This is a genomic window from Rhodococcus sp. EPR-157 (assembly GCF_001647195.1).
Taxonomy (GTDB): Bacteria; Actinomycetota; Actinomycetes; order Mycobacteriales; family Mycobacteriaceae; genus Rhodococcoides.
Window position 1 is genome coordinate 20,542 of the sequence record NZ_LVCV01000343.1, and the last position, 11,066, is coordinate 31,607.

General features: G+C 65.2%; 9 protein-coding genes and 1 pseudogene. 7 read left to right on the top strand and 3 right to left on the bottom strand.

Annotated elements, in window-relative coordinates; genetic code table 11:
• Nucleotides 1-48 precede the first annotated feature (48 nt).
• The 4 genes from A2J03_RS15945 to ligA all read left to right on the top strand — a co-directional run bounded on the left by A2J03_RS15945 (nt 49) and on the right by ligA (nt 5,622).
• On the top strand, nt 49-1,287 hold the full coding sequence (locus A2J03_RS15945; protein WP_068375756.1) for a cysteine desulfurase family protein: 1,239 nt from the start codon (nt 49-51) through the stop codon (nt 1,285-1,287).
• Nucleotides 1,287-2,378 carry a tRNA 2-thiouridine(34) synthase MnmA gene (mnmA, locus tag A2J03_RS15950; protein ID WP_068375757.1) on the top strand — a complete coding sequence of 364 codons (1,092 nt, stop codon included), beginning with the start codon at nt 1,287-1,289 and terminating at the stop codon, nt 2,376-2,378. The genes A2J03_RS15945 and mnmA overlap by 1 nt, the downstream gene beginning before the upstream one ends.
• Nucleotides 2,375-3,394 carry a methionine synthase gene (locus tag A2J03_RS15955; protein ID WP_068375758.1) on the top strand — a complete coding sequence of 340 codons (1,020 nt, stop codon included), beginning with the start codon at nt 2,375-2,377 and terminating at the stop codon, nt 3,392-3,394. Before mnmA ends, A2J03_RS15955 begins: the two co-directional genes overlap by 4 nt.
• A gap of 152 nt (nt 3,395-3,546) precedes the next feature.
• Nucleotides 3,547-5,622, top strand: coding sequence for an NAD-dependent DNA ligase LigA (gene ligA, locus A2J03_RS15960; protein ID WP_231912558.1), 2,076 nt, complete (start codon nt 3,547-3,549; stop codon nt 5,620-5,622).
• Between the two features lies 1 nt (nt 5,623).
• Here the strand turns inward: ligA and A2J03_RS15965 are convergent, their stop codons facing one another.
• Nucleotides 5,624-6,274 carry an amino acid-binding protein gene (locus A2J03_RS15965; RefSeq protein ID WP_068375761.1) on the bottom strand — a complete coding sequence of 217 codons (651 nt, stop codon included), beginning with the start codon at nt 6,272-6,274 and terminating at the stop codon, nt 5,624-5,626.
• Between the two features lie 256 nt (nt 6,275-6,530).
• On the opposite strand from A2J03_RS15965, the gene gatC reads away from it, so the two are divergent.
• From gatC to A2J03_RS15980, 3 genes are read left to right on the top strand one after another with little or no spacing between them, the layout of a single operon-like run.
• Nucleotides 6,531-6,830, top strand: coding sequence for an Asp-tRNA(Asn)/Glu-tRNA(Gln) amidotransferase subunit GatC (gatC, locus tag A2J03_RS15970; protein WP_068375762.1), 300 nt, complete (start codon nt 6,531-6,533; stop codon nt 6,828-6,830).
• Nucleotides 6,827-8,299, top strand: a complete 1,473-nt coding sequence (gene gatA / locus A2J03_RS15975) for an Asp-tRNA(Asn)/Glu-tRNA(Gln) amidotransferase subunit GatA (protein WP_068375764.1) — start codon at nt 6,827-6,829, stop codon at nt 8,297-8,299. Before gatC ends, gatA begins: the two co-directional genes overlap by 4 nt.
• 7 nt (nt 8,300-8,306) lie before the next feature.
• A complete protein-coding gene (locus tag A2J03_RS15980) occupies nt 8,307-9,356 on the top strand; it encodes an alpha/beta hydrolase (protein ID WP_231912556.1) in 1,050 nt (349 codons plus the stop codon).
• Here the strand turns inward: A2J03_RS15980 and A2J03_RS15985 are convergent.
• Nucleotides 9,353-10,738, bottom strand: a complete 1,386-nt coding sequence (locus A2J03_RS15985) for an alpha/beta-hydrolase family protein (protein WP_082897865.1) — start codon at nt 10,736-10,738, stop codon at nt 9,353-9,355. The genes A2J03_RS15980 and A2J03_RS15985 overlap by 4 nt on opposite strands.
• Nucleotides 10,735-11,066 (bottom strand): annotated as a pseudogene (locus tag A2J03_RS31710) (hypothetical protein); the annotation flags it as partial. The pseudogene A2J03_RS31710 and the gene A2J03_RS15985, both read right to left, overlap by 4 nt.

The following is an 11,066-nucleotide window of genomic DNA, read 5'->3' on the forward strand; positions in this document are numbered from 1 at the left end:
TTTCGGTGCGCAGGGGACCCTCCGTGACCGGCTATCCTGGGAGGCGTTATGCCCTCTGCCCGCAGTTCGGCTGCTTCCCACCCCCCGAATGCACCGGTGTACCTCGACCACGCTGCGACGACGCCCATCTCGCCCGCCGCAATCGAGGCGATGACCGGCGTCTTCGGCACGGTAGGGAATGCGTCCTCCCTCCACAGTTCGGGGCGTGCGGCGCGACGACGCGTCGAAGAATCGCGCGAATCGATCGCGGCCGACCTCGGCGCACGACCGTCCGAGGTGATCTTCACCTCAGGCGGCACCGAAAGTGACAATCTCGCGGTCAAGGGGATTTTCGCGGCCCGGCGGGATGCAGATCCGCTCCGCAGAAGAGTCATCGCAAGTTCGGTCGAGCACCACGCCGTCCTCGACGCGGTCGAGTGGCTCGTCGAGCACGAAGGTGCCGAGGTCACCTGGCTTCCCGTGGACTCGACCGGGCGCGTGCATCCCGACACGCTTCGATCGGAACTCGCTGCCCACGGGCACGAGACCGCCCTGATCACCATCATGTGGGCCAACAACGAGGTCGGCACGATCATGCCGATCGTCGAACTCGCCGCTGTGGCCCGTGACTACGACATTCCGATTCATAGCGACGCGATCCAGGCTGTTCCCCACCTGAAGGTCGACTTCGCCGCCAGCGGGCTGTCCGCGATGAGTATCGCGGCACACAAGTTCGGGGGACCGCAAGGAGTCGGTGCGCTCCTGCTCGGGCGGACCGTGCCGTGCGTGCCGTTGTTGCACGGCGGCGGACACGAACGCGATGTCCGTTCCGGAACCCACGACACGGCGTCGGTCGTGGCCATGGCTGCGGCGTTGAAGGAGACGGTCGGCGAGCTGGAGTCTCGCCGCGCCGAGCTGGCTCGGCTGCGCGAGAAGATGATCGCCGGTATTGGAGCGCTCGACCCCGAGGTGGTCGTCAACGGAGCGTCGGGCGATGGCCGACTACCCGGCATCGCGCACTTCACCTTTCCCGGCTGCGAGGGCGATTCCCTGCTGATGCTGCTCGACGCGGCAGGGATAGAATGCTCGACAGGTTCGGCGTGTACCGCCGGCGTCGCCAGCGCCAGTCATGTCTTGATCGCGATGGGTGCAGATCCCTCGACCGCCCGCGGTTCGCTGCGTTTCTCGATGGGGCCGCAATCCACCGATGCGGATGTGGACGCACTGCTGGCCGCGTTGCCGCAAGTAATCGAACGTGCCCGCGCTGCGGGATTGGCGAGCGTAGGAGCTCGGGGAGGACAACGCTGATGCGTGTACTGGCTGCGATGAGCGGCGGAGTGGATTCGGCCGTTGCGGCGGCTCGGGCCGTCGACGAAGGGCACGACGTCGTCGGTGTTCACCTCGCGTTGTCTGCTGAGCCCGGAACGCTGAGAACCGGATCCCGTGGATGCTGCTCCAAGGAAGATGCAGGTGACGCGCGCCGCGCTGCGGACGTGCTCGGCATCCCGTTCTACGTATGGGACTTCGCCGACCGTTTCAAGGAAGACGTCATCGACGATTTCGTCGAGTCCTACGCGGCTGGGGAGACCCCGAATCCGTGCCTCCGCTGCAACGAGAAGATCAAGTTCTCTGCGCTCGCGGATCGAGCGTTGGCGCTCGGGTTCGACGCTGTGGCAACCGGTCACTACGCGCAGCTGCACGACGGTGTTCTTCGTCGGGCTGTGGATGCTGACAAGGATCAGTCGTACGTGCTCGCGGTCCTGACGCAGAGTCAGCTCTCACGCGCGTTGTTCCCCATCGGCGACACCCCGAAGTCGGAGATCCGCGAGGAGGCGGCCGAGCGTGGACTTGCCGTCGCCGACAAGCCGGACAGTCACGACATCTGCTTCATTCCCTCTGGCGACACCCGAGCATTCCTCGGCGCCAAGATCGGTATCCGCCCAGGAAAGGTCGTCGACGCCGACACCGGCGCCGAACTCGCAGACCACGAAGGTGTGCACGGCTTCACCATCGGGCAGCGCAAGGGCCTCGGTGTCGGGGGACCCGCCGTGGACGGCAAGCCGCGCTACGTGACCGCCATCGAACCCGAGAGCGGCACGGTCATCGTCGGATCGGCGACGCGGCTCGATGTGTGGGGCATCCGGGGGGATCGGGCGGTCTGGACCGAAGGTTCCGCACCGGTCGGGCCGATCGAATGCGTTGTCCAGGTGCGTGCGCACGGAGGTATGACCGAAGCCGTCGCCGAGGCAACTGCGGACGGCGGCATGGACATCACGCTCCGTAGCCCGCTCACCGGCGTCGCCAAGGGCCAGGCTGCAGTTCTGTACCGCCGGGATATGCACGGCGACATCGTCATCGGTAGCTCCACGATCGCCGGCACTCGTTCCGAGAACGAGTGAGCGGTAACGTCTTCGGCGCGCTCACAACGGGCCTCGGCTCGTGGCCGGGTACCGACGTCCGAGAGGCCGCATCGATCGTCCTGGGCGAGCTGCCCGCACTCCCGCATGTGGTCGAACTGCCCGCACGCGGACTCGGCGCCGATACGATCGGCCGCACCGGCGCCCTGATGGCGGACATCGAACTCGACGTCCGTACCTCGGGCTACCGTGTGGCGCAACGTAAGTCGCTTGCCGGTCGTCGAGCCGAGGATCTGTTGCACTTCGATCTCGACGTGCTCGAGGAGCTGTGGGAGACCGGTGGGTTCGCGGCGACCCATCGCGTACTGAAGGTGCAAGCCGCCGGGCCGTACACGATGGCGGCTCAGGTGGAACTTCGCAGTGCGCACCGCGTCCTCACCGATCGCGGTGCAGTTCGAGATTTCGCGGGTTCGCTCGCCGAAGGCCTCCGGCAGCACTGTACCGAGCTGCGTTCGAGGCTGGGTGTCGACATCGTCGTGCAACTCGACGAGCCGAGTTTGCCTGCCGTGCTGGCGGGTTCGCTGTCCGGAGTGACCAGACTCGATCCGGTGCGGGCAGTTCCCGAACCCGAGGCTCTCGAATTGTTGGACTCGGTCATCGTCGGCGTCGGGGCTCCTACCGTCGTCCACTGCTGTGGCGCCGACGTACCCCTGGAGCTGATCCGCCGGAGCAGCGCCGACGCAGCAGCCATCGACGTCGCGCTTCTCACCGCCGGCGATCTCGACGCCGTGGGGGAATTTCTGCAGGCGGGCAAGACACTCTTGCTCGGCCTCGTGCCCGCGGTCGCACCCGAGCGGATCCCGACATGGCGCGAGGTGGCAGCACCTGCGTTGACTCTCGTCGACCGTCTCGGATTCCCGAGGTCCATCCTGGCGACGCAGGTATCGGTCACTCCTTCGTGCGGGTTGGCAGGTGCGACGCCGGAATGGTCCAGGCATGCCCTGGAGCTTGCGGGCAACGTCGCAGACGCTTTTCAGGACGCACCTGATTCGCTGTAGGGCCGCTCGAAGTGTCGGTGGGTTCCGTTAATCTTCGAGGTGTGGACGAACCGACTGTGCCTGTGACGAGTGAGCCCGCTACGACCGACGAGAGCGGTCCCGCTGCGCAGGGAACTCCCGCATCGAGCGAGGATCGGGATCGGTGGCAGAAGCTGGCCGAGGATGTTCGTGGTCATCAGTTTCGCTACTACGTCCGCGATTCGCCGATCGTCTCCGACGGAGAGTTCGACGGGTTGCTGCGCGAACTGAACGATCTGGAAGACAGCCACCCCGAACTCCGTACGGCCGACTCGCCGACGCAACTGGTCGGAGGAGGGTTCGCCACCGAGTTCACCGCGGTCGATCACCTCGAGCGAATGCTCAGTCTCGACAACGTCTTCGACCACGACGAGCTGCGGGCATGGGCCAAACGGGTGGAAGCCGAAACCGGCCCCGACTTGCACTACCTGTGCGAGGTCAAGATCGATGGCGTGGCGCTCAATCTGGTGTACGAGAACGGGAAGCTCGTTCGCGGGGCAACCCGAGGCGACGGCCGGACCGGCGAGGACGTCACACTCAATGCTCGTACCATCTCCGATATACCGGACACGCTCGAAGAGAGCGCCGACTACCCGATCCCCGCACTGCTCGAAGTGCGAGGCGAGGTGTTCTTCCGGTTGGAGGACTTTCAAGCCCTCAATGCTGCTCTCGTCGAAGAAGGCAAAGCCCCGTTTGCCAACCCGCGCAACTCTGCAGCGGGCTCGTTGCGGCAGAAGAATCCTGCGGTGACGGCGAAGCGGCGTCTGGGAATGATCTGCCACGGGTTCGGGCGCATGGAGGGATTCGCGCCGGATTCGCAGCTGCACGCCTACGAGGCGCTGAAGGCGTGGGGACTTCCGGTGTCCTCGCACACCGTCAGGGTCACGGGCATCGAGGCTGTGGTCGAGAACGTCGCGTACTGGGACGAGCACCGTCATGATGTGGAACACGAAGTCGACGGTCTCGTCGTCAAGATCGACGAGATGTCGCTGCACCGACGGCTCGGAACCACCTCGCGGGCCCCGAGGTGGGCTATCGCATACAAGTACCCGCCCGAGGAGGTGACCACCAGACTCCTCGATATTCGGGTCAGCGTCGGCAGGACGGGCCGCGTCACGCCGTTTGCGTACATGGAACCCGTCCTGGTCGCCGGATCGACGGTGTCTCTGGCCACCCTGCACAACGGTTCCGAGGTCAAACGCAAAGGTGTGTTGATCGGTGACATCGTCACCATTCGCAAAGCGGGTGAGGTGATCCCGGAAGTGCTGGGGCCCGTCGTCGACGTCCGTACCGGCGACGAGACCGAGTTCGTCATGCCCGTCGATTGCCCCGAGTGTGGAACCACACTCGCACCGGCGAAAGAGGGCGATGCCGACCTTCGGTGTCCCAACTCGCAGTTCTGCCCCGGCCAGCGACGCGAACGATTGTTCTTCGTGGCCGAGCGAGGTCGATTCGATATCGAGGGCCTCGGATACGAAGCTGCCACGGACCTCCTCGAGGCCGAGGTCGTTCTGGACGAGGGTGACATTTTCTCGCTCACCGAAGAAGACCTGCTGAAGACGTCGATTTTCCGCACCAAGGCAGGAGCGTTGTCCGCGAACGGTCGGAGATTGCTCGACAACCTGCACAAGGCGAAAAACCGGCCACTGTGGCGAGTTCTGGTGAGCTTGTCCATCAGGCATGTCGGTCCGTCGGCGGGCAGGGCTCTGGCCAGCGAGTTCGGCAGCCTCGAAGCCATCGAGAGCGCATCCGAGGAGGAGCTCGCCGCGGTGGACGGCGTCGGCGGCACCATTGCGAAAGCGGTTGCCGAGTGGTTCGGCGTTCCGTGGCATCGCACGATCGTCGAGAAGTGGCGCGCAGCTGGGGTGCGGATGGAGGACGAGCGCGACGAGTCCATCGTTCGCAACCTGGAAGGCATGTCGATCGTCGTCACCGGATCGCTCGAGAACTACTCACGCGATCAAGCAAAGGAAGCGATCCTCGTGCGCGGCGGCAAGGCCGCGGGGTCGGTGTCGAAGAAGACCGCGTTCGTCGTCGTCGGAGAGTCTCCGGGCAGCAAGCACGACAAGGCCGTCGAACTCGGGGTGCAGGTCCTGGACGAAGACGGGTTCACGCTGCTGCTCACCGAGGGTCCCGCTGCTGTTCTACCGGATGCCGTTCGGCCCGCTGCCGAAGAATCGGTGCCGGACGAGAAGGACAAGACCGGGTAGGTCAGCCGAGGACGGTGGCGACGATTCCGGCGAGGTAGCCGAGTCGCGCCACCTCGGACGGCCGAAAATCCGGCCCGCCAGGGCGTCCGAGCATCAGTACCGTGCCGGTGGACCCGAGCGGAGCGGCCGCAATCTTTGTATCCATGTCGCGCCAGACCTGCGGAACCCAGTCGGCTTCGCCGTCGAGTGCCGACGGGTGTGCGAGCGGCATCCACGGCATGTCCGTCGCGTGTGTTTCAGGTGCCCCAGAGCTGCCGACAACTCGGTACGCACCGCGACGGCCGGTCGCAACCACCACCGACCACCCCACCCTGAGCACGCGCGGGGCGCCGTCGACGAGCACCTGCAGGCGGTCGTCCGACGCAGCCGCCACACGGTCGATCAGTTCGAGTTCGCGATGAGTGTCGAGGACGCCGGTGTAGGGCCGAATGGAGTCGACTCGAACGTCGTGCAGATTCTCCGCAGCAGTGATGAGGGTATCGGGAAGTGCGCCCGGCGCGACGTCGACGACCAGGTCGTCCACCGCGTAGCCGTCGCCGCGCTCGATCACGTCCAGCGACAAGATGTCGGCGCCGACCGAACCGAGAGCAACGGCAAGTGACCCGAGGGAGCCAGGACGATCGGGGAGCTGTACTCGGAGCAGATACGACATGGTGCTCCCTTTCGATGGCATGGGTCCGTTCGGCGCTCGGGTTCGCGAGCGCCGCGAGCCATCCTTGCATTGTGAGGGCTGGTATTCGCAGCCGCAGCGCCGCACGTGACCTTTATGACATCTCGTCTCGGAGCTTCAGGGCCGCAGGATGGCTTTGTGGCTGCTGGATGACGCCTCGCTCGGTGCGGCCATTAGGCTTGCACGGGTCGCGTACCTGTGCGGCTGCATCGATACATGTGTGAAAGGGGTCTACGCGGTGCCTGATATCTCCCGCGACGAGGTGGCTCACCTCGCCCGGCTGTCTCGGCTGGCTCTCAGTGAAGCCGAGCTGGACGAGTTTGCCGGCCAGCTGGATTCGATCCTTCACCACGTGAAGGCGGTCGCGGAAGTCGCTGCTGACGATGTGCCACCGACGGCGAATCCCAGCGCCATCACCAACGTGACGCGACCGGACGTGATCGTGCCGGGGCTGACTCCGCAGCAAGCGCTCTCCGGCGCCCCGAACGCCGAGGAAGACCGTTTCGCAGTGCCGCAAATTCTGGGAGAGAGCGAATGACCGATCTGACCGCGCTCGACGCATCCGATCTCGCGACGCGCATCCATTCCGGCGACGTATCCGCTGTCGAGGTCACCCAGGCCCACTTGGATCGCATCGATAGTGTCGATACGGATATTCATGCTTTTCTGCACGTCAGCGGCTCGAACGCGTTGGCTGCGGCGCGCGAGGTCGATGCCCGGCGGGCAGCGGGTGACGCGCCCGCCTCGCCGCTTGCCGGGGTACCGCTCGCGCTGAAGGACGTATTCACCACCACGGACATGCCGACCACCTGTGGGTCGAAGATGCTCGAGGGGTGGATGTCTCCGTACGACGCAGCGGTGACGAACAGGCTGCGGGCAGCCGGAATCCCGATGCTCGGCAAGACCAACATGGACGAGTTCGCGATGGGCTCGTCCACGGAGAACTCCGCGTATGGGCCGACAAAGAATCCGTGGGACACCACTCGGATCCCTGGCGGTTCCGGCGGTGGAAGCGCGGCTGCGCTCGCATCGCATCAGGCTCCGCTGGCCATCGGCACCGACACCGGTGGATCGATCCGTCAGCCCGCCGCGCTTACGGGGACCGTCGGAACGAAACCGACGTACGGCACGGTGTCGCGCTACGGGCTCATTGCCTGCGCGTCGTCGCTGGACCAGGGTGGACCGTGCGGTCGTACCGTCCTCGACACTGCGTTGCTGCACGAGGTCATCGCAGGCCACGACCCGCGAGACTCCACATCCGTGGACACCTCGGTCGCGTCGGTAGTCGAGGCGGCCCGCGCAGGCGCAGGCGGAGACTTGAAAGGTGTGCGCGTCGGCGTCGTAAGGGAACTGCACTCCGACAGCTATCAGGCCGGCGTGATCGGCTCGTTCGACGCTGCGGTGGCAACGCTGACTTCCCTCGGAGCCGAGGTCGTCGAGGTTTCGTGCCCCAATTTCGTGCACGCACTCGCGGCGTACTACCTCATTCTGCCGTCCGAGGTGTCGTCCAACCTCGCCCGATTCGACGGAATGCGATATGGCGCTCGTGCCGGCGACGACGGCAAGCACAGCGCCGAGCAGGTCATGGCAATCACGCGCGCAGAAGGATTCGGTGCAGAAGTCAAGCGCCGCATCATGATCGGCACGTATGCGTTGTCCGCCGGCTACTACGACGAGTACTACGGCCAGGCGCTCAAGGTGCGCACGCTCATCGCGCGTGATTTCGACAAAGCGTACGAGCAGGTGGACGTTCTGGTCTCGCCGACGACACCGACGACCGCATTCCCGTTGGGAGACAAGGTCGACGATCCGATCGCCATGTACCTCAACGACCTGTGCACGCTTCCGACCAACCTGGCGGGGCATTGCGCAATCTCGGTACCGTCGGGAATCGCTGTGGAGGACGGGCTTCCGGTCGGGCTTCAGATCATGGCACCTGCGTTCGCCGACGATCGTCTGTACCGCGTCGGCGCAGCGTTCGAGTCAGCTCGCGGCCCGCTGAAGTAGACCTTTCGTGATCGACTCGATGCACGGCGCGCTGGTGGACCTGGCGCACGTGCGGATCGACGGATGGGCGCCGCTGATGCTCACGATCGCGGCAGTCGTCGCGATCGTGAGCTGGATCGTGTGCCGACGGCGTCGGGTAGTCGGAGTAGTGGCCGTCGCGATGACGATTGCCGCGTGTGTGGCTCAACTGAACGCGAACGTTCTGGGATACCCGACGGCGGCAGCGGCGCTCGGGCATCCGCCCGCCACCCTGCCGGCCGCCGAGAAGGTCATCGAAGCCGACATACCGGGTGTGGTGTCCGGTTTTCGGGCGCGCCCGGCGTCGATCTACCTCCCACCGGCCTACTCGGTCGACACGCACGCACCCCTACCGGTTCTCGTGCTGCTGACCGGTCAGCCGGGACACGTGGTCGACTGGCTCCAGGGTGGGCATCTGGCCCGAACCATGGATACCTACGCGGCAGCCCACGACGGGCTGGCGCCGGTGGTGGTCGTCGCGGACGGCCTCGGCGATACCGAGGCGAATCCGATGTGTATGGATTCCGATCTCGGGAACGCGTTCACCTACTTGTCCGTCGATGTACCCGCGTGGGCCAAGTCGCACCTGCAGGTGTCCGAGGATCCGCACTCGTGGGCGATCGGCGGCTACTCGTACGGCGGTACCTGCGCCCTGCAGGCGGCAGTTCTGGCACCGACGGTGTATCCGACGTTTCTCGATATCTCGGGCGAGGACGAGCCGCGCCGGGGGACGCGCGCAGAGTCCGTCACCGCTGCATTCGGCGACGACTCGGAGGCGTCGGAGAAGCGATTCGACGCAGTCGCTCCACTCGAGGTGATGGCCAAGCGTGAGTTTCCATCGACAGCAGGGGCATTCTTGGCCGGGAGCGAGGACGGCGAATTCCGGCCGCAGGTTCTGCGTGCATACGACAGAGCGGTCGCCTCAGGGATGGACGCACACTATCGGGAACTACCCGGAGGTCACTCGATGGACGTGTGGGCTCCGGCTTTGGAAGTCGAAGTGGACTGGCTGAGTTCACGAATGGGACTCACGGACTAGCAGTTCGGCAAGAGTGTGCCTTGGTCTTGGCCGTACCTGTGCCCATGTCCGGCCGGCGCATCCAATGCGGACACCATGTCGACAGTCGTCTGAAGGTAGCTGATCACCGGAATCCACTGCGGCATCGGGGCGTCGACGCGAACGCCGTCGAGGTTCGGTGGTGAGGTGAGCAGCTCGGTCGACCATCGGACGACCGGATCGGAGGAGTTGGCGAGCACAACCGCCGCACCCGTTTCGACCTCCCCGGCCGGTGGGCCGGCCCACAGTGTGCCGCAGATCGCGGCCCGATCTTCAGCCACTGCAGCGCTACCGCCGATCGAGCCGAGACTTTGGCCGTAGACGTACAGATCGGGTCGGGCGGCCGCCGGTAGTTCCGCTATCCGGGTTCGCACTGCATCGAGCACAGCGCGTGCGGCTTCGGTGGCCTCGGACTTGGCGAACAGGAACGTCACCCAACTCGGCTGGTATGAGTACTGGAGTGCCACTGTCGCGACGTCGCCGTCGAATCGATCCTCGATACCCGTCACCGCGTTCGCGTCCACCCATCCCGAACCCGTCGGGACAGCCACGACGACATGTGATTTGGCGAACCCCCCGGAACGCTGGAGTTCGTCGACGGCTATCCGGGCGCGTGTGAGCAACACCGGGTCGGCGTCGAGTGCAACATAGGTTCGGACCGCCGAGCCGTCGTCACCTCCGGTTACGAATTTCCTGCCCTCTCGTCCTAGGCTGTTCCAGTCGATCAGCGAGTCGCGACTACCCGACCTACCGGACGATTGTGGAAGCGACAGCGAAGTATCCATCGACGCACCGGCCGAAGCCGACTGCGTTGCGAACGAAGACCATGTCGCAGGCAGCGCCAAGAAATAGCCAGAAAGTACCGAAACAATCAACAGCACAGCAGTGTTGGTCCGACCTAGCCTGCGTGCACCCCGTACGATTCCGACACCGATCACTACCAGAATTGCACAGATCGAAATAGAGCCGTACAGGACTTCGACCCAATGCATCGGCGACGTCGGCTCGCTCGCCATGGCTGCGCGGAGGCTGTTCTGCCAGCGGGCGTCGAGCATCGCTGCGGCAAGGATTGCGACCGTACCTCCGGCAAGCGCAATCAGGCGCGTGCGTGGGTGTATGGACGGCGTCGACACTCGGTTCGTCACACGGAAGAGGATCGCCGAGAGTGCAAGGCCGAGCGACGCGGCCACGCCGGTGACGATCGCCTGCGTCAAGGATGACCTCGGCAACAATGACGGTGCGAGCGATGCTATGACTGCGGCTGCAACCAGAACCGTTGTGGTGGTGCGCGGTACAGCGATGCGCCGCGGTAGTGGGCTCTGGTGTCGGCGTGCGGCGGGAGAGTCGAGAACCTGAGCGCTCATGCAGTCACCTCGCGCACTCGGAGCGAAGCGAGCACCGACGCGGTAGATGCCGCGACCGCAAGGGTTCCCGCTGTGATGCCGATGAACAGGAAGGGAAGTGCAGGTTCGGGATCGGGGACGCCGTAGTGCTGGCGCCACGAATTGAACTCGACTGCACCGGAGGCAATTTCGGCCATCATGCTGCACGAGGTACGTGCTTCCCCCTCGGGACGCACCGCGCAGCTTTCATGCATCCTTTCGCCGAGGCGGGTGTCGAGATCTCGACGCACCGAAGCCGTCGTACCGGTGCCTCCGCTGAAACGGAGTAGGTCGTAACCCAGATCGTGTG

Excerpts from the sequence above, each read along its gene's own strand:
- mnmA (WP_068375757.1), top strand. The coding sequence starts at position 1,287 with ATGCGTGTACTGGCTGCGATGAGCGGCGGAGTGGATTCGGCCGTTGCG.
- A2J03_RS15985 (WP_082897865.1), bottom strand. The coding sequence starts at position 10,738 with ATGAGCGCTCAGGTTCTCGACTCTCCCGCCGCACGCCGACACCAGAGC.
- A2J03_RS15965 (WP_068375761.1), bottom strand. The coding sequence starts at position 6,274 with ATGTCGTATCTGCTCCGAGTACAGCTCCCCGATCGTCCTGGCTCCCTC.
- A2J03_RS15945 (WP_068375756.1), top strand. The coding sequence starts at position 49 with ATGCCCTCTGCCCGCAGTTCGGCTGCTTCCCACCCCCCGAATGCACCG.
- gatA (WP_068375764.1), top strand. The coding sequence starts at position 6,827 with ATGACCGATCTGACCGCGCTCGACGCATCCGATCTCGCGACGCGCATC.